Source organism: Burkholderia cenocepacia (assembly GCF_014211915.1).
GTDB classification, from domain to species: Bacteria; Pseudomonadota; Gammaproteobacteria; order Burkholderiales; family Burkholderiaceae; genus Burkholderia; species Burkholderia orbicola.
Window position 1 is genome coordinate 2,020,349 of the sequence record NZ_CP060040.1, and the last position, 26,416, is coordinate 2,046,764.

Genomic DNA, 26,416 nt, shown 5'->3' on the forward strand with positions numbered 1-26,416 from the left:
GCGTCAGTCGTCCGTCCGGAACAGGTCGAGCACGCGTTCGCGCTCGGCCGCGTCGACGGCGGCGGGCATCGGTTCGTCGCGCTTGTCGTGGTCGGCCGGTACATCCAGCGCACCCGGTGCATCGCCGGCTGCCGCGCCGCCGCATGCAAAGCGGCTGCGGATATACGCCGGCACGTCGGCCGTGCACGTGCCGCGCGTGTATTCGGCGTAGACGAAATCGCCATCCACCAGCGCGACGTCCTGCGGCGGCGTCGCCGCGACCGGCGTGCGCCCGTCGACGGCCGTCTTCATGTAGTCGAGCCACACCGGCAGCGCGAGCGTCGCGCCGGTCGCGCGCCCCATCGGGCGCGGCGTGTCGTAGCCGAGCCAAGCAACCGCGACGATGCCCGACGAATAGCCGGCGAACCATACGTCCTTCGATCCGTTCGACGTGCCCGTCTTGCCGGCCGCGTCGTCGCGCCTGAGCGCGAGTGCGCCGCGCGCGGTGCCGGCCCGCACGACGTCGCGCAGCATGCTGTCCATCACGAACGCATTGCGCGCCGACACGACCCGCTCGCCTGCCGGCACGGTCGCCTCGTACATCGCGCCGCCGTGCCGCTGCTTCACCGACAGGATCAGGCGCGGCTCCATCCGCGTCCCGCCGTTCGCGAACACGCTGTAGGCACTCGCGAGTTCGAGCGGCGTCACGGCGCCCGCGCCGAGCGCGAGCGGCAGCGACGCCGGATTGCGCTGCGCATCGAAGCCGAAATGCACCGCGTGCTGCTGCACGTAGCGCGCGTCGGTGGCCTGCATCAGGCTGACCGCGACCAGGTTCTTCGAGCGCACGAGCCCGCGCCGCACCGGGATGAAGCCTTCGTAGCGATTGCCGAAATTGCGCGGACGCCACGGCCGCGCGCCGGTTTCCGCGTGCGTGAGCGTACGCTGCGTATCGTCGACGAGCACGCCGGGGAAGTAGCCCTTCTCCAGCGCCGCCGAATAGACGAACGGCTTGAAGCTCGACCCCGGCTGGCGATACGCCTGCAGCGCATGGTCGAACACGTTGCGATCGAAATCCGCGCCGCCGACCAGCGCGAGCATGTCGCCGGTGGCCGCATCGAGCGACACGAGTGCGCCTTCGAGGCCGTTGCGCATATCGCGCTTCGCGCGGGACTGGCGGCTCAGCGTACGGTCGAGCGCGGCTTCGGCTGCACGCTGGTCACGCATCGAGATGGTGGTCGTCACGTCGAGGCCAAGCGTGTACGCGTCGTCATGAAACCGTTCGACCATCATCCGGCGCGCCCGCTCGGCGACGTACGGCGCCGCGACGATGCCGGGCGGCGGCGTGGTCGCCAGTGCGATCGGCGCGTCGACGGCCGCGCGATACGTCGCGTCGTCGAGCTGGCCGAGTGCATGCATCCGGCCGAGCACGTAGTTGCGCCGCGCGGTCGCGCGCGCCGGGTTGACGACCGGATTGAATGCGGACGGCGCCTTCGGCAGCCCGGCGAGCACGGCCGCCTCGCCCGCGCTCAGTGCGTCGAGCGGCTTGCCGAAGTACACGTGCGCGGCGGCCGCGAAGCCGTAGGCGCGCTCGCCGAGATAGATCTCGTTCATGTACAGCTCGAGCAGCTTGTCCTTGCTGTATTCGCGCTCGAGCTTGGCCGCCATCAGGATCTCGGCGAGCTTGCGGCTCAGCACCTTGTCGCGCGTCAGGTAGAAGTTGCGCGCGACCTGCATCGTGATCGTGCTGCCGCCCTGCCCCGGCTCGCCCGTCACGACGTTCGCGAACGTCGCGCGCGCAAGGCCGCCGACATCGACCGGGCCGTGCTCGTAGAACTTCGCGTCCTCGGCCGCGAGCAGCGCATGCCGCATCAGCGGCGGGATGCGTTCGAGCGGCACGAACTCGCGCCGCTCGACGCCGTATTCGGCCAGCAGGTCACCGTCGCGCGAGAAAATCCGCAGCGGCAAAGCGGGACGATAGACGGCCAGGTGTTCGACGGACGGCAACTGCGTCCAGATGCGATCGATCGTCCACGCGCCGATGCCCGCGCACGCGAGCGTCAGGCCGAGCAGCGCGCCCGCGAGCGTGCGCCAGATGCGGCGGCGGCGCGGCGGTGTGGGTGGCGGCGCGGGCGACGGCGACGGGTTGGCGGTGGGATCGGTCATGTCGGGCTCCTTCTTCAGTGCCGCGACGGCCGGCGCGCGAGCGGCGCCGATCGGTCACGAAAGGCGCGCATTGTCGAAGGGATGGCGCGAAACCGGAACATTCTTTAGCCAAAGTTTGGCTGGCTAAATTTTATTTAGGAAAGCGCTTCAGGTCCTGCTTGGACCGGGTATGCGGGTCGGCGGCATGTCGTTGCGGGCGCGCGAGCCGGTTCGCTTGTACCATCGTCGGATGTTCGATCGATACCTCGACCTGTGGAGCCTCGTCCCCGACGGCGGCCCGATCCTGACCGCGAGCGGCGGCCTGCTGCCCGTCGTCTGGCACGCGCGGCCGGCAATGCTGAAAGTCGCCACGTGCGACGAAGAGCGCCGCGGCAATGCGCTGATGGCCTGGTGGAACGGGCAAGGCGCCGCGCAGGTGTGGCAGCACGACGGCGACGCGATCCTGCTCGAGCGCGCGCAGCCGGCGCCGTCGCTGGCTGCGTTGTCGGCTGCGGGCCACGACGACGATACGATGCGTATCGCTTGCGACGTCGTCGCGCGGCTGCACGCGCATCGTGCGCCGCTGGTGCCTCCGGTCGTGCCGCTGCATGACTGGTTCTACGCGCTGCTGTCAAACGATGCCAACAACGATGCGTTGCGCCGCTCGGCAACGATTGCTCGTCAGTTGCTGGCCGAGCCGTCCGTCGACGAAGTCGTGCTGCACGGCGACATCCATCACGGCAACATCCTGCATTTCGGCGATCGCGGCTGGCGCGCGATCGACCCGAAAGGGCTGCGCGGCGAGCGCACGTTCGATTACGCGAATCTGTTCTGTAATCCTGCGCATGGCATCGCGGTCGACCCGGTGCGATTCGAGCGACGGGTTGTGCTCGTGGCTGACGCCGCGGGACTCGACCGGCGCCGGCTGCTGCAGTGGATTCTCGCGTGGTCGGGGCTGTCGGCCGTGTGGTTGATGGAAGACGAGTTGCCGGCCGATACGCGGCTGGCGGTTGCCGCGCTGGCCGCGGCCGCGCTCGACCAGTAGCCTCAAGCTCCACGCTCCGCCCATGAAAAAACCCGCCGGCAAACACCGGCGGGCTTTCATATCCGACTTGCGCGGCGCTTCAGCGCGCCGGATTCAGCGTCAGGTTCATGTGACGGTTCACATCCTTGTACAGCAGATATCGGAACCGCCCAGGCCCACCCGAATAACATGCCTGCGGGCAGAACGCGCGCAGCCACATGAAGTCGCCGGCTTCCACCTCGACCCAGTCCTGGTTCAAGCGATAGACAGCCTTGCCTTCCAGCACGTACAGGCCGTGCTCCATCACGTGCGTTTCGGCGAACGGAATCACGCCGCCCGGCTCGAACGTCACGATGTTCACGTGCATGTCGTGACGCATGTCGCTCATGTCGACGAAGCGCGTCGTCACCCATGCGCCGTTGGTGCCCGGCATCGGGATCGGCTCGACGTCCTGCTCGTTGGTCACGAACGCGTCCGGCAGCGGAATGCCGTCGACCGCCTGATAGTGCTTGCGCACCCAGTGGAAACGCACCGCGGCATCGCTGACGTTGTGCAGCGTCCAGTCCGCGCCCGGCGGAATGAACGCGTAACCGCCCGGCTTCAGCGTGTGCTTCTGGCCTTGCAGCGTCAGCTCGGCTTCGCCTTCGACGACGAACAGCACGGCTTCGGCGTTCTTGTCCTGCTCGGGCTTGTCGCTGCCGCCGCCCGGGTTCACTTCGACGATGTACTGCGAGAAGGTTTCCGCGAAACCCGACAGCGGGCGGGCGATCACCCACAGGCGCGTGTGGGTCCAGAACGGCAGCCAGCTCGTAACGATGTCGCGCATCACACCCTTCGGGATCACCGCGTACGCCTCGGTGAACATCGCGCGATCGGTCAGCAGATCCGTCTGCGGCGGGTGGCCGCCATGCGGCGCGTAATACGTTGTCTTAGACATATTGCATCCAGGCAATGGGTTGGTCCGGCCCCGGGCGCAAACGGCATCGGGCGGTTCGCATGCGCGTGGGGCACGCATGCGACGGCGGGACATCGTTGCCGGGGTGGCTTGAAGGCGCATGCGCCTTCGGTCGGTCGGCCAGGCTTCGCGTCGGGTCCGCCCGGTTCAGCGGACACGGCGGCCCGGGTTGTCGGGCCGGCGGCCGGGCCGCGGCGCTCGCGGGTCAGGCGGCGAAGCGCGGATGACGGCACGGTTCGGCTCCGTACGCGAGCATCGCCGACGATAGCGAAGTCGATTGCGATCGACCAATTAAATGTTGCGATGACATCCATTCGATTTTCCACTACCGTCCGGTGCCCGCGATACGCGGTCGGCATGCGTTGCGAGGCGTGCCGACTATCAGGGAAATCCTGACGGTTGCGATGTTCGCGCGATGCGCCGGCGCGGCAATGCGGCGGGACACGCGCTGGTCTCGACGCATCCTGTTACGCAGGGCGAGGCGGAAGCGGTCGATACGTCCGCGGCAGCGGATTGCGGCGTGAGGGTCGCACGGAGACGGTCACGTCAGATTGGAACGAGCCGACGTGTCGAAGACAAAGCAGGCGTGATTCGGCCAACCCCGTCCGCGCGCATTGGGACGCGGCAAGCGAGATCGTCGAGAAGCGGAGAAAACAGCAGGAGGAGAATTGCCGGCCCGTCGATCGGGCATTTGGCAGCGGCTGATTGAAGCCGGAAGAGAATCGCCGGTCTGGCCGGCGAAGCGGCCCGGCAGAGCGCCGGGCTGAAGCTCGCGTCGGGATACCGACGCCGTCGGCGCGCCGGTGCGCGGATCGCGCACCGTGCCGCGCCAGCGACGATCAGTCCCAGTCGCGGTGGTGACGATGCTTGCGGTGACGGTAGCCGCGGTCGCCGTGATCGCGATCGTACGAGCTGCGCGACATGTTGCCGCCGAGTGCCGCGCCGGCACCGCCGCCGACCGCCGCACCCAGCAGGCCGCCCGTGCGGCCGCCCATCGCGTTGCCTGCCGCGGTACCCGCGCCGCCGCCGAGGGCGCCGCCGATGATCGCGCCGGTGCGCTCGCGACGGTTCGACGTCACCGCGCCGCCGGCGCCGCCGCCGATCGCGCCGCCGATGACGGAGCCGGTGCTGCCGCCGACCGCGCCGCCGACCGCTGCGCCGGCAACCCCGCCGAGCGCGCCGCCGAGCGCGTTGTTCAAGTCACCGGCCATTGCCGGCAGTGCAGTCGCGCCGGTCAACGCGGCGACGACGAGAGCGGGGGCGATTTTCTTCCACATTCCCGTATTCTTCCTTGTTCGCAATTCTGGTTATCGAAGTCCGCTCGGTACGACGATCTGAATCGATCGACGTCGGGCCAGGCATTGTGCCGGACTGCGGACCAATTCATTTCAATGAGCTTGCGGCGAAGAATAGCACCGGTCCCGCATTCCTGCCGTAGACATTGTGGTAACAAGTTGTTTACGAATCACAGACATTCAACGTACCCGCCGAATCCGGCTGAAACCCTTGTCGGGATTGGCTCCGGCGGCAGTCTGACCTCACGTCGCGACACGCCGATCATGCACGCGATCGCACGTTCGAGACACACGTCGCAACACATCCGCACACGCCGGTAACGGGCATCCGAACGACGGTGCGAGAAAAGATGACGGGGTCAGTACACGCCGGGCAGCAACCGCCACGTCCGCGCGCAATACGCGTCGTATTCGGCGCCGAATTGCGAACGCAGCAATGCTTCCTCGGAGCGGATTCGCGCGACGAGCGGCACGAGCGTCAGCACGACCAGCAGCACGCCGACACCCGAGCGGAACACCAGCGCCCAGCCGAGCGAATTGACGACCAGGCCGAGATAGCTGGGATTGCGGATGCGGCTGTAGATGCCGCCGGTCACGAGCGTATGGCCTGGCTGGATCGCGACGAGCCCGCTGAAGCGTTTGCCTAGCACGAACACGGGCCACATGCGCAGCACGCCGCCCACGAGGTACAGCCCGACACCGATCCAGCGCACCGTATCGCCGCCGAAAGTCCAGACGTCGAGCCGGTCGGTCAGCGCCGGCAAGTACGCGAGCAGGAAACCGCTCACCGCGAAGGCCGCGAGCACCCAGCGGTTGTCGCGGTTCTCGCGTTCGCCGCTGCTCAGGTTGCCTTCGGTGAACAGCGCGGCGACGGCCATCACAAGGGTCGCGATCGCGACGACGGTCAGTTGAGGATGCGAGAAGAACGCGGCAAACCCGCCGCTGCCGAGCACGGCGAGCCCGAGATAGACGAGCGTGGCTACGCTCGACAGGACGATGACCTTGGGGGTGACTGTCATGACGGCCTCGCGGGGATGCGCTTTCCTGTGAAGTATAGGAACTGCGCACACCGGGTGCCGTGCGCGGCCGTCATGCGGCGCGGGAGTTCGCGCGCATCGTCAGGCCGAAGACGGCCGACCGGGCCAGGACGGCCGGCCGGCGCGCCGCGACCGATCAGCGAATGCGGAAGTGGCCGCCGATGCCGACGGTGACGGGCGGCGCGTAATACGCGGGCGCATAGCCGTAGTAGGCCGGCGCGGGCGCGTAGCCGTACGGCGGCGCGACGTAGCAGCCGGACAGGCCGCCGATCAGGGCAAGCGTGATGAGAAGTCTGGACATGGCTCGGTTCCCGGCGCGAAAGACCAATGGCACCGCGCGAAGGCCGCGCCACCGCACCACGCGGCGGCCGGCACGAAGAGGCAACGCCCCTTCCTGTCGCTCGATGAAACGATGCGCGGAGTCTAGCGCCGGGCGTGGCCGGCCAAGTTTCCCGGGCCGTTACACGTGTTACCCCGTGTGACCGCTGAAACAGGCTGGATCGGCGCAACGGCCCGCCGGTGGGCGGCGGCCGCGCCGACCGCGATGAGGCTGTTACACGAAGCGGGCGCGAATGCGCTGCGCGAGCGCTTCGAGCGTCGCCGCGTCGGCGACGTCGCGCGCATGCATCCGCAGCTCGGCGCCTTCCCAGCGCGGAATCACGTGGAAATGCACGTGCGGGACGGTCTGGCCGGCTGCCGCGCCGTTGAACTGGCCGATGAACACGCCGTCCGGCTCGAGCGCCGCGCGCACTGCCGCCGCGACGCGCTGCGTCATGCGGATACCGGCCGCGGCCGCATCGCCGGACAGCTCGAAGATCTGCGCGGCCGGCTCCTTCGGGATCACGAGCACGTGACCGTCGGCCTGCGGCATCAGATCCATGATCGCGAGCGTCGCGTCGTCTTCGGCGACCTTCACGCACGGCAGTTCGCCGCGCAGGATTCGGGCGAACGGGTTGTTGTTGTCGTAGGACATGGCGTTTTCCGATCTCGTTGGACAGTGGGACTGGGAGAGCAATGCCGGACGATTATCGGCCGATGGCCGGCCCGATATCAACTCGCCGCCACGCGACGCCGGCCGAACCGTCGGGCACGCGGCAGCGCGAACGCATGCGACCGCCACCACACGTCACACGGCCGCGATTGCACCGCCTCGCCCGAACCTGCGACACTGCCGGATCGTTGCCGGCCGGCACGCCACCGAGGACGCTCGCGCATGACGATTCCCCTCAAGAAGCTGATGCTGCGCGGTGTCGCGCTCGCGCTCGTGGCCGCGATCGGCTACACGGGCCATATGCTGTCCCGGCTCGCGCCGATCGCGACCGGCTATGCGGCCAAGGCGCTGTGTTCGGGCGTGTTCGTGTCGGGCCGCCCGGCTGCGTCCGTGATCGACGTCGACATCATGGCCGGCGTCCATCCGTTGCTGAAACTGGTGCGGCCGTCGCTCGATCCCGACCATCATCGCGCGGTGGCGACCTTCGCCGGCTTCGCCGAACGCGAAGCCGACTTCCGGCCCGGGCTCGGCTGCACGCTCGCACTTGGAGCCCCGACCGGCGCGGCGGCCGCCACCTTGCCCGCCGCGTTGCCGCCCCTCCCCGATCCACCGCCCGCGCAAGTCGCGCCGCCCGCACCGGCCACGCCGCCCGCCGGCATCGACGCGCACCAGTTGCAGGCCGCGCTCGACCGCGCATTCGACGAACCCGATCCGGCGCGGCCGCGGCGCACGCGCGCGGTCGTCGTGATGTGGCGCGGCCACGTGATCGCCGAACGCTATGCGCCCGGCTTCACGGCCGATACGCCGCTGCCCGGCTGGTCGATGACGAAGACCGTCACGGCCGCGCTGGTCGGCGCGCTGGTCGCGCAGCACAAGCTGTCGCCGGACGCGTCGGCGCTGCTGCCCGAATGGCGCGGCAGCGGCGATCCGCGCGCGGCCATCACGCTCGACGAGCTGCTGCGGATGACGAGCGGCCTGCAGTTCAACGAGGACTACGACGACCCGCTGTCCGACGTCGCGGTGATGCTGTTCACGCAGCCCGATACCGCGCGGTTCGCGTCGGCGAAGCCGCTGGCCGCGACGCCCGGCGCGCGGTGGTCCTACTCGAGCGGCACGAGTGCGATCGTGGCACGCGTGATGCGCGAAGCGCTGGGCGGCAGCGACGCGGACTATCTTGCGTTTCCGCGCCGCGCGTTGTTCGCGCCGCTCGGGATGCGCAGCGCGGTGTTCGAACCCGACGCGTCCGGCACGCTCGTCAGCGCGTCGTACATGTATGCGAGCGCACGCGACTGGGCGCGCTTCGGACAGCTTCTGCTGCAGGACGGCGTATGGAACGGGCAGCGGCTGCTGCCGGAAGGCTGGGTGCGCTACCTGACGCGCGCGACGCCGCAGTCGTCGCGGCAGGAATTCGGCGCGCAGCTGTGGGTCAAGGTGCCGGAGCCGTTCAACGATCGCGAGCCGCACGCGCGGACGATGCCGGCCGACGCGTTTCATGCGGTCGGCCATGAAGGCCAGTTCGTGAGCGTGGTGCCGAGCCGCGAGCTAGTGGTCGTGCGGCTCGGGCTGTCGCGGCCGGAAGCCGCGTGGAATCACGAGGCGTTTCTCGCCCGCGTGCTCGATGCGGTGCCGGCGCCCGGTGCGTGACGACGGAAGGCGCGCCGGTGAATCGATCGTGAAGCGGCGGCGATTGCACTACCGCCGCTTCAAGCGCGGCCTGCGCTGCGTTACGGATTCGCGCTGCCGCCGTATTGCTTAAACCCTTCGCGCGTCGCGAGACGTTCGACATAGCGCGACACCGCCGGCAGGTCCGGATGCTCGAACGGCGTGCCGAACCAGCGGTTCGCCGACAGGCCGATCGGAATATCCGCGAGCGTGAAGGTGTTGCCGGCCACGTACGCGCCGGTCCTTTCGAGTTGCGCATTCAGCACGCGCATGTGCGTCGTCCAGCCGGCGATCGACTGCGCAATGCCGTTCGGATCCTGGTGGTCGGGCGACTTGCGCACGAGGCCGAGGAAGGCGCCGACCCACGAGCGGTTCAGGTCCGAACCCTGCCAGTCGATCCACTGGTCGACCCGCGCACGCGCCTGCGGCTCGGCCGGATACAGCGCATCGCCGCCGTAGCGGTTCGCGAGGTAACGGATGATCGTGTTCGATTCCCAGAGCACGAAATCGTCGTCCTTGATGACGGGCACGAGCGCGTTCGGATTCAGCGCGAGATAGGCCGGATCGTGGGTCGTGCGGAAGCCCGCGCCCCAGTCTTCCTGTTCGAACGGCAGGTTCAGTTCGGTGCACAGCCACAGCACCTTGCGGACGTTGATGGACGGAATCTTGCCGAGGACGTGCAGCATGCAGTCTCCTTGTGAGGTCGGGTGCGGCGTGTTCGGGGCGCACGGCACGCTCCGAACGCGTTCACGCCGAATTTATACACGACCGCGCGGGAAACGGCAGGCCGCGGGCGCGAAATCGGTGTGCGGCCGGTTCGTCAGGTCACGCAGCGCGTGCTCGGCCGTCGGGAAGCGGAACATGAACCCGTCCTGATGCAGGCGTGCCGGCATCACGCGCTGCCCGTCCAGCAGCAGCTCGGCCATCTCGCCCATCGCGGCGCGCAGCGGCGCGGCGGGCATGTGCAGAAATGCGGGGCGGCGCAGCACCTTCTTCACGACCTGCACGAATGCGCGCTGGGTCAGCGGCACCGGTGCGACCGCGTTGTAGACGCCGTGCATGCCCGGATTCGACATCGCGCGCGCCACGATTCGCAGCACGTCGTCGCGGTGAATCCAGCTCATCACCTGCGCACCGTCGCCGAAGCGGCCGCCCAGCCCGAAGTAATGCGGCAGCAGCATCGGGCGCAACGCGCCGCCGGGGCCGAACACGATGCCCAGCCGCAGCACCACCGCGCGCACGCCGTGCCGCTCGAGCGGCTGGGCGGCCGCCTCCCACCGCCGGCACAGATCCGACATGAAACCGGTGCCTGCGCTGCTGCCTTCGTCGAGCCGTTCGTCGCCCGGCCGCACGCCGTAGTAGCCGATCGCGGACGCCTGGATCCACATGCGCGGCTTGACCTCGGCGGTTTCCATCCAGCGCATCAGCGCCTGCGTCACGCCGACGCGGCTGGCGAGCAGCAGCGCCTGCCGGCGCTTGCTCCAGCGCGCGCCCAGCACCGGCGCGCCGGCGAGATTGACGACCGTGTCGAAGCGCTCGTGCGGCTGCAACTGGTCGATGGACGTCACGCTGCGCACGCGGCCTTGAAAGAGGTAGGCGGCGCGCAGCGGATCGCGCGCCAGCAACGTGACCGTCTGCCCTGCGTCGAGCAGCTGGTTGACGAGCGTTTCGCCGATGAAGCCGGTGCCGCCGGTGACGAGCACGTGGCCGGGCCGCTGCCCCGCGAACGGGTTGGCGTCCGGCGCGCGGCGCGCGAGGCGGCACGCGGCGATCCCGTCGCGCATGCCCGATACCGTCACGCCGACGGCAAACAGGTTGAGCAGCCAGCCGCGCCAGCCGACGTCGATCGCGTGCAGCGCCGTCGGCTCGGCCGCCCACGCGGCGAGTTGCATCGCGATCATCCCGAACAGCGCGCCGCCGTTGACGGCCAGCAGCGTGTGCAGCACGCGCTCGGTCGCCGGCAGCTTGCGGCTCTGGTCCTCGACGATGAAATCCCACAACGTCAGCACCACCTCGACGAACACGACCGCCGCGAGGGCCGCGACCCACGCGCCATGAAATGCGACGTTCGCGATCGACGCGAACACGAGGCCGTAGAGCACGGACCGTACCGCGTGAATCGCCAGTTCGAGCCGCGCGCGCGGGCTGTGCGGCAGGTCCTGCGTGAGTTCGTGATGGTAGAGCGTATCGAATGCGCCCATCGCGCCCTGCACGATCAGCAGGTTGAGCGCCCAGTCGAAAGCAGGCAACGTGTTCATGCGGTATCCCTCCTCCACAGCCAGACCAGCGGCGGCACCATCGCGACGAGCGCGACGACGTCGATCACTACATGGCCCCACACCTGCGCCTGCCACGACAACAGCATGTCCTGCGGCGCCCAGATCAACAGGCCGGCCAGCAGCCAGCCCCATACTTCCCGTTTCCGTAACCGGTTGCCGAGATGAACGAGCGCGAGCATCCAGATCGCGGCGCACTGCACCGTCGCGCCGAGCAGCGACATCCACCAGACCTGCTGGGCGCGCGCGGCTCCGGGTGCCGCTGCCGACCAGAAATGCCGCTCGATGCCGCGGTGATACGCGTCGAGCCAGGATGCGCCCGCGATCCACGGAAGCACCACGCCGACGAGCAGATGCACGATTGCGGCTGCGTACATCCAGCGCACGACGATGCGGCGCGGGATGTCTTGTGGCGGGCGATTCGCTGCTGCGCTTTCGGCGTTCCTGCCGATGCTGCACGTACCGCCTTCGCAGCAGGCTTCTGCGCGATACCCGAGCCACCGCGATACCGCTTGCCGATTGCCCGCCAGGCGGCGATACAGCGATGCGAATACGGCACGCATCGCCGGCACGCGAAGCAGCCGGACGAGCCCGCGACGGCCGAGTAGCGTGTGAGCAGCGAGGATGCTGTCGATGCCGGTCAGCATGCGTCCGTCGGGTAGACGCGCATGCAGTTCGCGATTCAGCGCGGGCAGGTCGACGCCCAGCGGCGCCGGATCGAAACCCGGCTCGGCGATGTCGACGAACGCGAGCCGGTGTCGCACGTCGTGCTCGCCGAGACGCCGGATTTCCGCGACGCATAACGGACATCGCCCATCGAAATACAGCACCAATTCATTTGTATTCATGCTTTGCACTCCTTCTTGTTTTCGCAAGCATCATGAACCGATCGACTGCTGTCCCGCGTACGCCGCCGCTCCCGTGCGACGACGACCGGCTTACATCGGCTTGACCACCATCAGGAAATAGACGGTCAGCATCGCGAAGAACGCCGGATAACCGAGCAGCTCCCAGCGCTTCGCGTAGCGCCAGTAGCGCGCCGGCAATGCGGCATCGCCGTTCGCGTGCGCAAGCTTCGCCATCGATGCAAGTTCGAGTTGCAGCCAGACGACCGGCAGCCAGCACGCACCGGCAACCGCGTACAGCACGATCGACGCGAGCAGCCACGGCGTATGCCACGACCAGCCCGCCGTGTGCGCGAGCCACAGCCCGGACGCCGGCTGGAAGATCACGGCCGGCGTCGTGAACCACCAGTCCGCGCGCACCACGAGCCGCGACACGGCCGCGATCGCGGGCACCGACCGCGTGCGGTTCGCGAAGAACAGGTAGAACGCGGTGCCGAACCCCGTGCCGACCAGCAGCACCGAGGACAGGATGTGAAGGGCCTTGATGACGAGATAGGTGTTCATGCGTGTTCTTCTTCTGAATAGAGGATCAACAGGATGGCGAGAATCGGCACGTTCTTGAGCACGGGGCCGAAGGGTTCGGCCAGCAGGCCCGGCATCGTGACCGCGATGACCGCCGAGTACGCGACGATCAGCGCCGCCTGCGCGGCCCACAGGCGCCGCGACGGCGCGACGACGGTCGCGATGCCGAACGCGAAATCCACCGCGCTGGCCGCGTAGAGCGCGATCAGCGCGGGCATGCCCGTCAGGTGCGCGGGCGCAAGCAGCGCGAGGCTCGCGTGCAGCGGGTGGATGAATGCGCTGGCGATGGCCGTCCAGATCCACACGATCGCGAGCGCGCCCAACAGCAACGGGCGCCGCCACATCGCGAGCGCGTCGCGGCGCAGCGCGGCGGCTTCCGCGCCGATGAAGCTGCCGATGCCGCGCGGCGGCCGGCCCAGCACGGCTGCGGCGGCCGCCGGATCGCCGGTGTTGCCGCCGCGCAGCATCGTCCAGGTGTCGCGTGTCAGCATCGCTCCCGGCAGCGTACCGAGCAGCGCGGCCGCCGCGCCGACCAGCGGGCCCGGCAGCGACACGCGGGCCGCCGGCGGAAATCCAAGCGCGGCGCGGTAGGCGGCCAGCATCTCGCGGTATTCGACTTCGTCGCGGCCGACCACGTCGATCACGCGGCGAGCCCGCGCCGACGGCGAATCGCTCGGCTGCATCACGAGCCGCGCGACGACTTCGGCGAGATCGTCGACATGCACCGGGCGCAGCCGCTGATGCCCGCCGGCCGGCAGCACGTGCACGGGCAGGCTCGCGAGCATCCGGAAAAACCGCGCGGACGCGCCGGCCGCCCCGTAGACGAGCGGGGGCGCACGATGCGGAAGTCGATCGGCAGTGTCTGCAGGAAGCGGTCGGCCGCCCGCTTGCTCGCGAAGTACCGCGTGTCGCCATGCTCGACGCCGAGCGCCGAGATCTGGATCACGCGCCGCACGCCGGCACGGCAGCACGCGGTAAAGAGCGCGCACGGCGCGGCGCGATGCACGGCGTCGAGCGTCGCGCCGCGTCGATCGGCCAGCACGCCGACCGCGTTGATCACCACGTCGACACCCTTCAGCCGCGCGAGCCACGCGTGCGGATCGACGTCGCACGCGAAGTCGATCGCGACGTCGTGCGGGCCGGCCGCGTGACGCACGCCGCGCAGCACGCGATGCCCGCCGGCTTCGAGCTGCGCGCACAGCGCCCGCCCGATGAAGCCGTTCGCGCCGCAGACGAGCACGGTCATGCCGTGTGCGCCGGTGCGCTCGGGCGGGCAGGACGACGGCAAGACTGCGTTCATTTTCACTCTCTATTTACAGTCATTTCTGTACAGACAGAAATAACAACCCCGAAAAAAGCGGGCTGGCTGCCCGCTCTCCCGTTACCGCTTACTTCGACGGCTTGCGCCTGACCGTCTGGCTGATCTTCGCGCCGATGCCGAGCGCCTTCATCAGCGTATCGGGCTTGAGCCGCAGCATCTCGTCCGACCAGGTCGTCAGCGTCTCGACGAACTGCAGGGTGTCGCGGATGCGCTGTTCGGTCTCGCGGCTTTCGTTCGCGATCTCCGGATTCGTCAGGCAATCGCGCAGCACCGTGAGCGTCGGTTCGATTTCGCGCTGCCGCCGCCCTTCGACGATCAGCTTGAACAGTTCCCAGATGTCGGTCGACGTCTCGAAGTGGTCGCGGCGGTCGCCCAGCACGTGCACGACCTTCGCGAGCCGCCACGCCTGCAACTCCTTCAGGCTCGTGCTGACGTTGGAGCGCGCGACGTTGAGCGTCTCGGCGATCTCGTCGGCCGCAACCGGCCGGCCGGCCAGGTAGAGCAACGCGTGAATCTGCGAGACGGTGCGGTTGACGCCCCACCGCGAGCCCATTTCGCCCCAGTGGAGAATGAATCGTTCGGCAATCGGTGTGAGTTCCATGGTGGGGAATTTAGTTTTTTCAGTTATTTCTGTCAAGAGAGAAATAACCGGGCAATCCGGCACCTTCCGGGCGCGTCCGCCCGCGATCGGCTGCTTCCTTTACAATGCGCGGGATTTTTTCGATTTCAGGCCGTCCCCGCCTTTCAGACAAGAGGTTTCCATGATCATCAAACCGCGCGTGCGTGGCTTCATCTGCGTGACGACTCATCCGGTCGGCTGCGAAGCCAACGTCAAGGAACAGATCGACTACGTGACTTCGCACGGCCCGATCGCCAATGGCCCGAAAAAGGTGCTCGTGATCGGCGCGTCGACCGGCTACGGCCTCGCCGCCCGGATCTCGGCCGCATTCGGCTCGGGCGCGGACACGCTCGGCGTGTTCTTCGAGCGTGCCGGCAGCGAGACGAAGCCGGGCACGGCCGGCTGGTACAACAGCGCCGCGTTCGAGAAATTCGCCGCGGAAAAGGGGCTGTATGCGCGCAGCATCAACGGCGACGCCTTCTCCGACAAGGTCAAGCAGGTCACGATCGACACCATCAAGCAGGATCTCGGCAAGGTCGATCTGGTCGTCTACAGCCTCGCCGCACCGCGCCGCACGCATCCGAAGACCGGCGAAACCATCAGCTCGACGCTCAAGCCGGTCGGCAAGGCCGTCACGTTCCGCGGCCTCGACACCGACAAGGAAGTGATCCGCGAAGTGTCGCTCGAACCGGCGACGCAGGAAGAGATCGACGGCACCGTCGCGGTGATGGGCGGCGAGGACTGGCAGATGTGGATCGACGCGCTCGATGAAGCCGGCGTGCTGGCCGACGGCGCGAAGACCACCGCGTTCACGTACCTCGGCGAGCAGATCACGCACGACATCTACTGGAACGGCTCGATCGGCGAAGCGAAGAAGGATCTCGACAAGAAGGTGCTGTCGATCCGCGACAAGCTGGCCGCGCACGGCGGCGATGCGCGCGTGTCGGTGCTGAAGGCCGTCGTCACGCAAGCCAGCTCGGCGATCCCGATGATGCCGCTGTACCTGTCGCTGCTGTTCAAGGTGATGAAGGAAACCGGCACGCACGAAGGCTGCATCGAGCAGGTGTACGGGCTCCTGAAGGACAGCCTGTACGGCGCGACGCCGCACGTCGACGAAGAAGGCCGCCTGCGCGCGGACTACAAGGAACTCGATCCGCAGGTGCAGGACAAGGTCGTCGCGATGTGGGACAAGGTGACGAACGAGAACCTGTACGAGATAACCGACTTCGCGGGCTACAAGACGGAGTTCCTGCGCCTGTTCGGCTTCGAGATCGCCGGCGTCGACTACGACGCGGACGTGAACCCGGACGTGAAGATCCCGGGCATCATCGACACGACGGTCTGACGCGTCGATCCGCCGCCGCGCTCACGGCGCCGGCGGCGGGTTCGCACGACCGCGGCGTCAACGCGGCGCCGGCTCTTCCAGATAGACGCCCGACGACAGCGTGGCCTTCACCTGCCGCGTGAACTCGTCGGTCGACACTTCCTCCGCCCCTGCTTCGATGGCGTCGTACGCCTGGCGCACGACGTCGGCCGGCGTGGCCTTCGGCACGTCGAGGCCGGCCGTCAGGTCGGTATCGATGAAGCCGGCATGCAGCCCGACGACCTGCGTGCGCTGCTCGCGCAGCGAATGGCGCAGCCCGTTGGTCAGCGCCCATGCGGCCGATTTCGACACGCCGTAGCCCGACAGGATCGGCCGGTTCACCCAGCTCGCGACCGACAGGATGTTCAGGATCGCGCCGCCGCCGTGGGCCGCGAGGGTGCCCGCGAACGCGCGCGACATCGCCAGCATCCCGAACACGTTGGTCTCCAGGTGCGCGCGCAATGCGTCGACCGCGCCCTCGTCGGTCAGGCTGCCGAGCCGCGCGATGCCGGCATTGTTGATCAGCAGCGTGACGTCGCGCGCCGCATCGGCCGCCGCGGCGACCGCCGCCGGATCGGTCACGTCGAGCTTCACGGGCACGACGCCCGGCAGCGTCACGCTGGCCGGATCGCGCGCGCCCGCGTAGACCTTCCGCGCGCCCCGTTCGAGCGCCTGCTTCGCGAACTCGAGGCCAAGCCCGCGGTTCGCGCCCGTGATGAAAACGACTGCACCTTCGATCTTCATGACCCTTCCTTTCGGAGATTGAATCCCGCGCGTGCCGGTTCGCCGCACGCCCGGAATCCGGTGAAAAACCACGCTGCCATCGCGTACCGAACCGTTGCACCGCCGGTGCCGCAAGTCGGGCGGTCCCGCCGCCCGCGCCTCGCCGCACCCCAGACCCTGACCGACTTCGATCCATGCCGCGCCGGTTGCTTCGCTTCGTCCGCGAAGTCGGCTACACTCGAATCTCAATGTCGATCATCATCGTCTTTGCGATGCATGGTGCCAGCGCGACTTCGACACGTCAATGGCGATCGCCATTGTGTTTTTCAATCGATGCAATTGCAGGAATGAGGGAGGGATCGATGGGCGTCTCGAGACAACAGGCGGCGGAAAACCGCCACGCGATCGTCGCGGCCGCCGAGCGGCTGTTCCGGCTGCGCGGCGTCGACGCCGTCGGACTGACGGAATTGATGAAGGAGGCCGGCTTCACGCAGGGCGGCTTCTACAACCATTTCAAGTCGAAGGACGCGCTGGTCGCCGAAGTGATGGACAAGGCGATGCAGGATCGCGCGGATTCGCCGAACGCCGGCAGCGTCGAGAAACAGGTGACGGCGTACCTGTCGGGCGCGCATCGCGACAACGTCGAGGGCGGCTGCCCGCTGTCGGGCTTCGCGGGCGATGCACCGCGGCTGACCGACGCGGCGCGCGCCTGCTACACGCGCGGCGTCGCCGCGTATCTCGAGCGACTGGAACGCATGGTGGCCACGGAAGGCTCGGCCGCGGCCGACGCGCGCGACGACGCGATCGCCGTTCTCAGCCAGATGGTCGGCGCGCTGGTGCTGTCACGCGCTGTCGCCGGCACCGATCCCGCGTTGGCCGACGAGATTCTCGATGCGGCGCGCCGCGCGCTCGTCGGGCAGCCGGACGATCCAGCCGCCGTGCCGGCATAGCGGCTCATCGCCATTCGCGCGCGACCGCGTCGCCATCGCGCGCTACCGGACTGCCCGCGCGGCATCCCACAGCGGCTGCGCACCGCGCGCCGCATTCCACGCGGCAAACTGCGTGCGCCACGATTCGAACGGCTGCGCGAGCGGATGGCGCGGATCGTCGCTGAGCGCATACGCCATCCCTTCGATCAGCCAGCGCGGCTTCGTCACGACGGCGAGGTTGCCGAGCACTTCCGCCTGCCGGTGATGGATCAGCTCGTGCGCGAGAAAGTAGGTCTGCCAGCCGCGCGGCGCGATCACCACGCCGAAATCGCCGAGCGTCAGCCCCGCGCGTGCGCCGAGGCCGAACGCATCGGCACACGCGCGCGTCGAGCAGAACACGACGCGCGGCGCGGCCCGGAACGGGCCGACGGCCGCCGCCGCGCGCGCGGAGCCGTCGCGATAGAGCTGCTGCGCCGCGCCGAGCTTCGCGGCATCGTCCGTGCAGATGTCGGCGCTCGGGCACGACACGCCGGGGATCAGCGCGGGCGCGACGACGCGCAACGGCTTGACGAGCGCATACGCGGCAATCGGCAGCGCGACGAGCAGGCCCGTGAGGGCGAAAGCGACGTGGGAGCGTTTCATCGAGGCGGCGGTTCGACGGATGCCATTACGCGAGCTGCTTGTGGAAAAACGTCGTCGCGCACAGCGCGCCGTCGGGCATCAGCGCATAGTTCGGCACGACGCCGACGCGCTGCCAGCCGGCCCGCTCGTACAGCCGCTCGGCGTCGCCGCCCGTCACCGTGTCGAGCACGAGCACGGTCTTGCCGGCGTCGCGCGCGGCCGCTTCGGCGGCCGCCATCAGCCGCGCGGCGATGCCCTGCCGGCGCGCGTACCGCGACACGAGCATCTTCGCGATGTCCGCGCGATGCGGCTGGTTCTCGGGCTGCGCGGTCACGACCTGCACGGTGCCGACGATCCGGCCCGACGCATCCTCGGCGACGAGCAGGATGCGTTCGTCGTTCTGGACGCCCTCGGCCACGCGCGTCCAGAACGCGACGGCGGTCGGCCGCGCGATCGGCAACATGAAGCTGACGGATGCGCCGCCCTCGACGCAATCGATCAGCACGTCGGCCAGCGCGTCGACACAAGCCATCGCTTCGCTCGCGCCGACGCGGCGCACGGTAACAGGTTCGGTCATGCCTTCTCCGGTAGTCAGGTGGGCCGCACGCGCGGGTTCGGCATAGGGCGGAATCGGAAACGATACCGGCCGGGCGTCGAGGCGAGTTCGACGGCGGCGGGCGTCCGGCAACGCGGCGTCCGGTCGGCGCGTGTTACCGCCCCACTATCGTACGTGACGAAAATGTTCGCTGCATGCCTGCAACATCGCCTACACTTAGCCGAATGGATAACTTTCAATCCTGCATCAGCGACGTGTTCCATGCGCTCGCCGATCCGACGCGCTGCGCGATCGTCAGCGCGCTCGGCCAGGGCGAGCGGACCGTCTCCGCGCTGGCCGCGCCGTTCGACATGGCGCTGCCGTCGTTCATGAAGCACGTCGCGGTGCTCGAGCGCAGCGGCCTCGTCGCGACCCGGAAAACCGGCCGCTCGCGCACCTGCGCGCTGGTCGGCAGCCGGCTGACCGAGGCCGAGGCATGGCTCGCCGCGCAGCGCGCGCAGTGGGAAGCGCGATCCGATCGTCTCGTCGAATTCGTCGAACGCCGTCACCAGGAGGAGCACGATGTCAGCCAGCCACGTCGAACCCGCTGAAGCCCACGATCTCGTCATCACGCGCACGTTGCGCGCCCCGCGCCAGGCGCTCTGGCGCGCCTGGACCGACCCCGCGCTACTGAAGGAATGGTGGTGCCCGAAACCATGGACCACCGAGGTGCGCGCGTTCGACCTGCGGCCGGGCGGCGCTTTCCACACGTTCATGCGCGGCCCCGACGGCGGCACGAGCGACAACCCCGGCTGCTTCCTCGAGATCGTGCCGGAATCGCGCGTCGCGTTCACGTCGATGCTCGCGGGCGGCTGGCGGCCGCAGACCCCGTGGCTGGGCTTCACGGCGATCATCACGATGGCCGACGACGACGCGGGCAGCCGCTACGAAGCGCGCGTGATGCATCCCGACGCCGCGACGCGCGAGCGCCACGAAGCGCTCGGCTTTTTCGAGGGCTGGAACACCTGCATCACGCAGCTCGACGACTTCGCCGCCGCGCTGCGCTAACGCCGCCTCGCGTGCGGTCATTGCATGCCGCCGCGCCCGCGCCTAGGATTCCTGAAGGAAGCATGACGACACGCCGGGCGCCGGCGTGCACCGTCTCGCACGCTTCGCGGGAGGCGACATGTTGCACACGCACACGCATTCGACCCGGGTCAGCCGGCACCTGAACGCGCCGCGCGGGCGCGTCTATCGCGCGCTGCTCGACCCGCACGCGGTCGAGCAATGGAAGGTGCCCGACGGCATGACCTGCCGCGTGCACGCGTACGACACGCGCGAAGGCGGCGCGCTGCGCGTGTCGCTGAGCCACGACGCGCCGTCGGCCGGCACCGGCAAGACCACCGCGCGCACCGACACCTATCACGGCCGCTTCGTCACGCTCGTGCCCGATCAGCAGATCGTCGAGATCGATGTATTCGAAACCGACGACCCGATGCTGCGCGGCGCGATGACCATCACGATCACGCTGTCCGACGAAGCGGGCGGCACGCGCGTGGACGCCGTGCACGACGGCGTGCCGCCCGGCGTGCCGGCCGCCGACAACGAGACCGGCTGGGAGATGGCGCTGGCGCGGCTTGCGGCGCTGGTGGAAGCCGGGTGACGCCGCGCCCGCGCGTCAGCCGAGCCGGTACGCGTGCGTGACCGTGCCGCGGAACAGCGCGTCGCGCTCGTCCGCGCTGGCTTGCACCGTCAGCCGCTTGAACGCGTTCCAGCCGTTCACGAACGAATACGAGCCCTTGTCGACCGGGAAATTGCTCTCGAACATGCAGCGCCCGGGGCCGAACGCATCGATGCAGGTCATCATCCACGGCTTCCACGCGTCGGCGAGTTGCGCCGAGGACGGCGGCTTCGCGCCTTTCTCGAAATCGAACCCGTTGATCCGCATCCCGAGGCCGCCGACCTTCACGTACACGTTCGGCAATTGCGCGAGCGTGCGCATCGATGCCGACCAGCGCTCGAACACCTCCGGCCGCTTGTCCGCATAGCTGCCGATCCGCACGACGCCGCCGCAATGGTTGACGATGATCCGCGTCTCCGGGTTCGCTTTCGCGAGATCGAACAATTCGGGCAACTGCGGGAAGAACAGCCACGCGTCGTACGACAGCCCGAGCGGCGCGAGCTGCGCGACGCCGGCCCGGTACGCGGGATCGAGCAGCAGCCCGCGCGGCACCGCCGACAGCGGATTGGCGAGCGTCGGATCGGCATCCCACGTGCTCAGGTGCCGCACGCCGCGAAACCGTCCGCGCCCGGCTTCGACATGCGCTTCCAGCACGTCGCGCACGCGTTCGCCGAGCCGCAGGTCCGCGTGGCCGACGATGCCTTTCGCGACAGCCACGGGGCCGTGCTGCAGCGGCTCGGTCACGCCGGCGACGTAAGCCGTCTCGCCCACCGGCTTCAGTTCGGCCGGGCCCGAATCGCGATAACGCGTCTGCGCCTGCATGTAGACGGACGCCTGGATGTTGTGGCCCGAGCGCGCGTCCTGCAGATAGTCGTCGAGCATGTAGACCCAGCCCGGCCGTTCGTAGAAGTGATGATGCGCGTCGACGATCGGCAGGTCGGGCTCGAGCGCGGGTTCGAGCGCCGACGCGAGCCAGTCGGGACGAACCGTGAGGTAGTTGCTTTGCGTCATGCGGGAGGCTCCATCAGGGGCCGGCGTATCGGCGAACGCGGGCAGCGCGAGCGAGGCGGCGGCCGCGCCGATCAACCGGCGCCGTTTGATCGAAAAGGTCATGTCATTCGCTCCGGTCGAACGCGTACAGCGACAGCGTGAGCAGCGTGGTGACCGCCAGCACGATCGCGAGACCGAGCATCCCGGCCGTGAAGGTGCCGAAGCTGTCCTTCAGGTAGCCGACGAGATAGGGGCCCGCGAAGCCGCCGAGCGCGCCGATCGAATTGATCAGCGCCAGCCCGCCGGCCGCGGCCTGGCCGGACAGGAAGCGCGACGGCAGCGTGTAGAAGATCGTGCGGCCGGCAATCGTGCCGATCAGCGCGAGCGTGATGCCGACGAGCGCCGGCCCGAGCGTCAGGAAATGGGTCGACACGCCGAGCGCCACCGCGCCGATGCACAAGCCGATCGCCAGGTTCGCGACCGGGCCGCCGCGACGGTCCACCCGCTTCGCCCACCACAGCAGCGCGATCGTGGCGAAGAAGTACGGCACCGCGGAGAGCCAGCCGGTCTGCATCGTCGACATCCCGTGCGCCTTCAGCATTTGCGGCAACCAGATGCCGATGCCGTACGAGCCCATCGTGAAGCCGAACGAGATCAGCGCGAGCACGTACACGCGCACGTCGCGCAGCGCGACACCGAAGCGCTTCTTGCGGCCGGCGGCCGCGCCGTCGCGCTCGAACGCGCGCTGCAGCGCGGCCCGCTCGTCGTCCGACAGCCACGCGGCATTCGCCGGCGAATCCGACAGCAGCTTCAGCACGAGGAAGCCGAGCGCGCACGCGGGCAGCCCTTCGACGATGAACATCCACTTCCAGCCGGCGAGCCCGAACGTGCCGTCGAGCTGCAGCAGCCACGTCGACAGCGGGCCGCCGACCAGCGACGACAGCGGCGTCGACACGGTGAACCACGCGAGCACACGCGTGCGGTAGCTCGCCGGGAACCACACGGCGAGGAAGAAGATCACGCCGGGAAAGAACCCGGCCTCGCCGATGCCGAGCAGCAGCCGGATCGCGTAGAAACTGGTCGGCCCGGTCGCGAGCGCGGTCGCGGCCGCCATCAGCCCCCACGTGATCATGATCCGGGCGAGCCAGCGACGCGCGCCGAAGCGGTACAGCGCGAGATTGCTCGGCACTTCGAACACGCAGTAGCCCGCGAACATGATCCCCGCGCCCCAGCCGAACTGCGTCGCGGTCAGCCGAGATCGCGGTTCATCGTGAGCGCCGCGAAGCCGACGCTCGTGCGATCCAGGTAGTTGAAGAAATACGCGAGCGCGAGCAGCGGGATGAAGCGCCACGCGGCCTTGCGCACGGCCCGTTGCTCGATCGACGTGTCGGTCTCGCGATCGGCGGGCAGCGCCGGGGAAGCGGATGTCATGGTTGTCTCCATGGATGCGGCGATCCTCTGCCGCGCGGTGCGCGGCCCGGACGCCTTTGTTCGTTCGATGAATCGCGGCCGCGCTACGCGCTCGCCACTTCGTTCGCCGACGGCGCGCCGCCCGGCGCGTCGCCGTGCGCGGCGGCGTCCGCGCCGTACCGCCCCGCGACGACGCCGGCATCGATCAGCGCACGCGCGTCGTCCGGCGTGTAGCCGAGTTCGCCGAGCAGCGCGCACGTGTCCTGGCCGAGCGCGGGCGGCGCCGAGCGCAGCCGCAGGCGTTCGCCCGCGAGCGTCAGCGGCAGCAGCGCGGTGCGCGTGTCGACCGGCCGCCCGGCGCTGCTCGCGTCGGCCGGCAGCGTCACGGCTTCGAGGCCGCCCGTGGCGAGCAGATGCGGATCGTCGAACAGGTCCTGCGGCTTCGTGATCGGCGCATACGGCAGGCCGGTCGATTCGAAGATCGCGCCGATCTCTGCGGCCGAGTACGGCGCCAGCCGCGCACGCAGCTCGGGCAGCAGCCATTCGCGCGCCTGCACGCGCAGGTTGTTGGTCGCGAGCTGCGGATCGTCCTTCAGCGCGGCCAGGCCGAACGCGTCGCAGAACAGCGCCCACTGCGTGTCCGACACGACCGCGAGAAAAATCTGTTCGTCGTCCTTGACGGAGAACACGTCGTAGACGGCCCACGCGGAAATCCGGCTCGGCATCGGCGACGCGGCCTGCCCCGTCACCGCGAACTGCATCATGTGCTGCGCGACGAGAAACACGTTGTTCTCGAACAGCGAACTCTGCACCTGCTGGCCGCGGCCGGTGTGCTCGCGCTGAGCGAGCGCGGCCATCGCACCGATCGCGCCGAACATGCCGCCCATGATGTCGTTGACGCTCGCGCCCGCACGCAGCGGCCGCCCTTCGGGGCCGGTCATGTAGGCCAGGCCGCCCATCATCTGCACGACCTCGTCAAGCGCGGTGCGCTGCTCGTACGGCCCCGGCAGGAAGCCCTTGTGCGACACGTAGACGAGGCGCGGATTCAGCGCGTCCAGTTGCGGGTAACCGAGCCCGAGCCGGTCCATCGTGCCGCTCTTGAAGTTCTCGCTGAAGACGTCCGCCGTCGCGACGAGCCGCCGCACGATCTCCAGCCCGCGCGGGTCCTTCACGTCGACCGCGACGCTCTTCTTGTTGCGGTTGAACATCCCGAAGAAGCCCGCGCCGGAACCGCGCAGCGCGCGCGTGCTGTCGCCCGCGATCGGCTCGATCTTGATCACTTCCGCGCCGAGATCCGCGAGCAGCATCCCGCACGTCGGGCCCATCACCATGTGCGTCATCTCGATCACGCGCACGCCCGCGTATGGCAGCGCGGCAGCCTGTTGCCGATCGTTCATCGTGCGGCTCCCGTCATGCATCCTTCCGGTTGCGCGGCCGACGGCGCGCGGCCATCCGCATAGCGGAACCCCTTCGGCAACCCTGCGTCCGGCACGTGGCCGTACAGCGCCTCGGACGGCAGCGCCGCCTGCAGGATCGCGCGCGCGGCGAGCAGTGCGTCGACGTCGATGCCCGTGTCGTATCCCATCGCCTCGAGCAGGAACACGAGATCCTCGGTGACGATGTTGCCGGTCGCGCCCGGCGCATACGGGCAGCCGCCGAGGCCGCCCTGACTCGCGTCGATCGTCGTCACGCCGACGTCGAGCGCCGCGACGACGTTCGCGAGCCCCTGCCCGCGCGTGTTGTGGAAATGCGCGCCGCCGGCCTTGTCGCCGACTTCGCGCCGCAGCCGCGTGAACAGCCGGCGTACCTGCGCGGGGTTCGCATAACCGCTGGTATCGGACAGGCCGATTTCGTCGACCCCGCATTCGGCCATCGCGACGGCCATCGCGATCGTCTCGTCGTCGGAGACCGCACCCGCGATCGTGCAGCCGAACGCGACCGACACGCCCGCCTCGATCTGCACCGACGGAAACCGCGCGTCGCGCAGCGCGACGATCGCGCGCACCTCGTCGATCATCTGCGCGGGCGTCTTGCGGATGTTCGCCAGCGAATGGGCTTCCGTCACCGAGACCGGCAACGTCAGCTTGTGCACGCCCGCGTCGAACGCGCCCTCGGCGCCGCGCAGGTTCGGCGCGAGCGCGGCGACGTGCAGGCCGGGAATCGCAAGCGCGTGCGCGACGACTTCGCGCACGTCGGCCATCTGCGGCAACAGCGTGGGCGGCACGAACGACCCGACCTCGATCTCGCGCAGGCCGGCCGCGGCCAGCGCGGTGATCCAGCGCAGCTTGGCGGCCGTCGGCATCACGGTCTTGATGCTTTGCAGCCCGTCGCGCGGGCCAACCTCGCTGACCAGCACCTTCGTGTTTTCTGAAACCTTCATTCGACACCTCATCGTTCTGTCTGAAAGAACACAGTTCTGTTTGACAGAACTTTAAGCGTGCATCGAATAGGCGATAAGCGGGGTATACCCGTGAAATCGCGTTTTTCTGGAACTTGCGTTCTGTCAGATAGAACGATATAGTCCGCCGACCATCATTCGAAGGAAGCAGGCCGTGCCCAGGAATCCAGCAGATCACGCCGACGACGCAGCCGATCCGGCGACGGAAGAAACGTCCAGCGGCGTCGCGGTGCTCGACCGCGCGTTCGCGATCCTCCGTGCGTTCGGCCAGACCGACGACCGGCTGTCGCTCGCCGAGTTGTCGCGCCGCACCGGGCTGTACAAGAGCACGGTCCTGCGCCTGCTCGCCGCGCTCGAGCATGGCGGATTCATGCGCAAGCTCGACGACGGCCAGTACGCGGTCGGGCACGAGCCGTTGCGGCTCGCCGCGCTGTACCAGCGTTCGTTCCGCGTCGGCCCGGTGGTCGAGCCGCTCCTCGAGACGCTGAGCCGCGAACTCGGGGAAACGGCGTCGTTCTACGTGCGCCAGGGCGACATGCGCTCCGTGCTGTATCGCGTCGAGCCCGCGCGGGCGGTGCGCGTGTCGATCCGGGTCGGCGAGGAGTTTCCGGTCGGCCAAGGCGCATCGGGCAAGGTGCTGCTGGCCTTCACCGACACGCACGACGCCCGCTGGAACGACGTGCGCGAACAGCTGTGGGCCGCGTCGTACGGCGAGCGCGACCCGGAAACGGCGTCGGCGTCCGTGCCCGTGTTCGGCGCGGCCGGCGAATGCGTCGGTGCGCTGACGGTGTCGGGCCCGAAATCGCGGCTCGCCGCCGTGCCGGCGATGACGGCGGCGCTCGCGATGCTGCTGCCGCTCGCGCAGAAGGCGACCGTCGCACTCGGCGGCGCGGGCGCCCGCTACGACGCGCCGGCCGTGCGCGACAGTCTCGCGCGGCTCGCATCGTCAGCGGACGACGCTGCCCGGTCGTAGGGAACAGGTTGCGGGCGGCACGCGATACGGCAGCGCGAAAAGCCGCCGCATGCGACACTGGCCGC

General features: G+C 68.9%; 25 protein-coding genes and 2 pseudogenes. 8 read left to right on the forward strand and 19 right to left on the reverse strand.

The window, feature by feature from the left end; genetic code table 11:
* Positions 1 to 3: 3 nt before the first annotated feature.
* Positions 4 to 2,142 carry a penicillin-binding protein 1A gene (locus SY91_RS25455; RefSeq protein WP_043888663.1) on the reverse strand — a complete coding sequence of 713 codons (2,139 nt, stop codon included), beginning with the start codon at positions 2,140 to 2,142 and terminating at the stop codon, positions 4 to 6.
* Positions 2,143 to 2,371: 229 nt separating this feature from the next.
* Here SY91_RS25455 and SY91_RS25460 point away from each other — a divergent pair, with 229 nt between their 5' ends.
* Complete coding sequence (locus SY91_RS25460; RefSeq protein ID WP_006480380.1) at positions 2,372 to 3,166, forward strand: aminoglycoside phosphotransferase family protein; 795 nt, start codon at positions 2,372 to 2,374, stop codon at positions 3,164 to 3,166.
* Between the two features lie 79 nt (positions 3,167 to 3,245).
* On the opposite strand, the gene SY91_RS25465 is transcribed toward SY91_RS25460, so the two are convergent.
* From SY91_RS25465 to SY91_RS25485, 5 genes are all read right to left on the reverse strand, one after another.
* Positions 3,246 to 4,082 carry a bifunctional allantoicase/(S)-ureidoglycine aminohydrolase gene (locus tag SY91_RS25465; protein WP_011548979.1) on the reverse strand — a complete coding sequence of 279 codons (837 nt, stop codon included), beginning with the start codon at positions 4,080 to 4,082 and terminating at the stop codon, positions 3,246 to 3,248.
* 857 nt (positions 4,083 to 4,939) lie between these two features.
* Positions 4,940 to 5,377 carry a hypothetical protein gene (locus tag SY91_RS25470; RefSeq protein WP_006496212.1) on the reverse strand — a complete coding sequence of 146 codons (438 nt, stop codon included), beginning with the start codon at positions 5,375 to 5,377 and terminating at the stop codon, positions 4,940 to 4,942.
* A 377-nt stretch (positions 5,378 to 5,754) separates the two neighbouring features.
* On the reverse strand, positions 5,755 to 6,414 hold the full coding sequence (locus tag SY91_RS25475) for a methyltransferase family protein (RefSeq protein WP_023477742.1): 660 nt from the start codon (positions 6,412 to 6,414) through the stop codon (positions 5,755 to 5,757).
* 154 nt (positions 6,415 to 6,568) lie between these two features.
* Positions 6,569 to 6,733, reverse strand: coding sequence for a hypothetical protein (locus tag SY91_RS25480; RefSeq protein WP_023477743.1), 165 nt, complete (start codon positions 6,731 to 6,733; stop codon positions 6,569 to 6,571).
* Between the two features lie 252 nt (positions 6,734 to 6,985).
* Complete coding sequence (locus SY91_RS25485; RefSeq protein ID WP_011548975.1) at positions 6,986 to 7,405, reverse strand: HIT family protein; 420 nt, start codon at positions 7,403 to 7,405, stop codon at positions 6,986 to 6,988.
* Positions 7,406 to 7,645: 240 nt separating this feature from the next.
* Here SY91_RS25485 and SY91_RS25490 point away from each other — a divergent pair, with 240 nt between their 5' ends.
* Positions 7,646 to 9,067: a serine hydrolase domain-containing protein gene (locus tag SY91_RS25490; protein WP_023477744.1), complete on the forward strand. Its 1,422-nt coding sequence runs from the start codon at positions 7,646 to 7,648 to the stop codon at positions 9,065 to 9,067.
* Between the two features lie 80 nt (positions 9,068 to 9,147).
* On the opposite strand, the gene SY91_RS25495 is transcribed toward SY91_RS25490, so the two are convergent.
* The 6 genes and pseudogenes from SY91_RS25495 to SY91_RS25520 form a co-directional block, all read right to left on the reverse strand.
* On the reverse strand, positions 9,148 to 9,771 hold the full coding sequence (locus SY91_RS25495) for a glutathione S-transferase family protein (RefSeq protein WP_011548973.1): 624 nt from the start codon (positions 9,769 to 9,771) through the stop codon (positions 9,148 to 9,150).
* Between the two features lie 72 nt (positions 9,772 to 9,843).
* On the reverse strand, positions 9,844 to 11,343 hold the full coding sequence (locus SY91_RS25500; protein WP_023477745.1) for a TIGR01777 family oxidoreductase: 1,500 nt from the start codon (positions 11,341 to 11,343) through the stop codon (positions 9,844 to 9,846).
* The gene (locus tag SY91_RS25505) at positions 11,340 to 12,209 is read right to left on the reverse strand and encodes a thiol-disulfide oxidoreductase DCC family protein (protein WP_023477746.1); all 870 of its coding nucleotides are present in this window, start codon (positions 12,207 to 12,209) and stop codon (positions 11,340 to 11,342) included. The genes SY91_RS25500 and SY91_RS25505 overlap by 4 nt, the downstream gene beginning before the upstream one ends.
* 90 nt (positions 12,210 to 12,299) lie before the next feature.
* The gene (locus SY91_RS25510) at positions 12,300 to 12,770 is read right to left on the reverse strand and encodes a DUF2269 family protein (RefSeq protein ID WP_006480374.1); all 471 of its coding nucleotides are present in this window, start codon (positions 12,768 to 12,770) and stop codon (positions 12,300 to 12,302) included.
* Positions 12,767 to 14,088, reverse strand: a pseudogene (locus tag SY91_RS25515) (SDR family oxidoreductase). Before SY91_RS25515 ends, SY91_RS25510 begins: the two are co-directional and overlap by 4 nt.
* An 88-nt stretch (positions 14,089 to 14,176) precedes the next feature.
* Complete coding sequence (locus SY91_RS25520) at positions 14,177 to 14,710, reverse strand: GbsR/MarR family transcriptional regulator (protein ID WP_006480371.1); 534 nt, start codon at positions 14,708 to 14,710, stop codon at positions 14,177 to 14,179.
* Positions 14,711 to 14,870: 160 nt separating this feature from the next.
* On the opposite strand from SY91_RS25520, the gene fabV reads away from it, so the two are divergent.
* Complete coding sequence (gene fabV, locus SY91_RS25525) at positions 14,871 to 16,073, forward strand: enoyl-ACP reductase FabV (RefSeq protein WP_043888556.1); 1,203 nt, start codon at positions 14,871 to 14,873, stop codon at positions 16,071 to 16,073.
* Positions 16,074 to 16,130: 57 nt separating this feature from the next.
* Here the strand turns inward: fabV and SY91_RS25530 are convergent, their stop codons facing one another.
* Positions 16,131 to 16,835: an SDR family oxidoreductase gene (locus SY91_RS25530; protein ID WP_006480370.1), complete on the reverse strand. Its 705-nt coding sequence runs from the start codon at positions 16,833 to 16,835 to the stop codon at positions 16,131 to 16,133.
* 341 nt (positions 16,836 to 17,176) lie between these two features.
* Here SY91_RS25530 and SY91_RS25535 point away from each other — a divergent pair, with 341 nt between their 5' ends.
* Entirely contained in the window at positions 17,177 to 17,764 is a 588-nt protein-coding gene (locus SY91_RS25535) for a TetR/AcrR family transcriptional regulator (protein WP_043888557.1), read from the forward strand.
* Positions 17,765 to 17,806: 42 nt separating this feature from the next.
* On the opposite strand, the gene SY91_RS25540 is transcribed toward SY91_RS25535, so the two are convergent.
* Together SY91_RS25540 and SY91_RS25545 are read right to left on the reverse strand one after the other, a co-directional pair.
* On the reverse strand, positions 17,807 to 18,385 hold the full coding sequence (locus SY91_RS25540) for a hypothetical protein (RefSeq protein WP_023477751.1): 579 nt from the start codon (positions 18,383 to 18,385) through the stop codon (positions 17,807 to 17,809).
* 25 nt (positions 18,386 to 18,410) lie between these two features.
* On the reverse strand, positions 18,411 to 18,941 hold the full coding sequence (locus SY91_RS25545; protein WP_006480367.1) for a GNAT family N-acetyltransferase: 531 nt from the start codon (positions 18,939 to 18,941) through the stop codon (positions 18,411 to 18,413).
* 203 nt (positions 18,942 to 19,144) lie between these two features.
* On the opposite strand from SY91_RS25545, the gene SY91_RS25550 reads away from it, so the two are divergent.
* The 3 genes from SY91_RS25550 (at position 19,145) to SY91_RS25560 (ending at position 20,562) form a co-directional block, all read left to right on the forward strand.
* Positions 19,145 to 19,510, forward strand: a complete 366-nt coding sequence (locus tag SY91_RS25550) for an ArsR/SmtB family transcription factor (protein WP_023477752.1) — start codon at positions 19,145 to 19,147, stop codon at positions 19,508 to 19,510.
* Positions 19,482 to 19,967 carry an SRPBCC family protein gene (locus SY91_RS25555; protein ID WP_006480365.1) on the forward strand — a complete coding sequence of 162 codons (486 nt, stop codon included), beginning with the start codon at positions 19,482 to 19,484 and terminating at the stop codon, positions 19,965 to 19,967. Before SY91_RS25550 ends, SY91_RS25555 begins: the two co-directional genes overlap by 29 nt.
* A 118-nt stretch (positions 19,968 to 20,085) precedes the next feature.
* Positions 20,086 to 20,562: an SRPBCC family protein gene (locus tag SY91_RS25560; RefSeq protein ID WP_023477753.1), complete on the forward strand. Its 477-nt coding sequence runs from the start codon at positions 20,086 to 20,088 to the stop codon at positions 20,560 to 20,562.
* Between the two features lie 15 nt (positions 20,563 to 20,577).
* Here the strand turns inward: SY91_RS25560 and SY91_RS25565 are convergent, their stop codons facing one another.
* From SY91_RS25565 to SY91_RS25580, 4 genes and pseudogenes are all read right to left on the reverse strand, one after another.
* Positions 20,578 to 21,693, reverse strand: a complete 1,116-nt coding sequence (locus SY91_RS25565) for an amidohydrolase family protein (RefSeq protein ID WP_006480363.1) — start codon at positions 21,691 to 21,693, stop codon at positions 20,578 to 20,580.
* A gap of 1 nt (position 21,694) precedes the next feature.
* A pseudogene (locus SY91_RS25570) lies at positions 21,695 to 23,001 on the reverse strand (MFS transporter).
* 83 nt (positions 23,002 to 23,084) lie between these two features.
* A complete protein-coding gene (locus SY91_RS25575) occupies positions 23,085 to 24,377 on the reverse strand; it encodes a CaiB/BaiF CoA-transferase family protein (RefSeq protein WP_185921219.1) in 1,293 nt (430 codons plus the stop codon).
* Positions 24,374 to 25,360 (reverse strand): hydroxymethylglutaryl-CoA lyase, encoded by a 987-nt coding sequence (locus tag SY91_RS25580; RefSeq protein WP_023478089.1) that lies wholly within the window; start codon positions 25,358 to 25,360, stop codon positions 24,374 to 24,376. Before SY91_RS25580 ends, SY91_RS25575 begins: the two co-directional genes overlap by 4 nt.
* Before the next feature lie 172 nt (positions 25,361 to 25,532).
* Between SY91_RS25580 and SY91_RS25585 the strand changes: the two genes are divergently transcribed.
* The gene (locus tag SY91_RS25585; RefSeq protein ID WP_023478088.1) at positions 25,533 to 26,351 is read left to right on the forward strand and encodes an IclR family transcriptional regulator; all 819 of its coding nucleotides are present in this window, start codon (positions 25,533 to 25,535) and stop codon (positions 26,349 to 26,351) included.
* Positions 26,352 to 26,416: the final 65 nt, after the last annotated feature.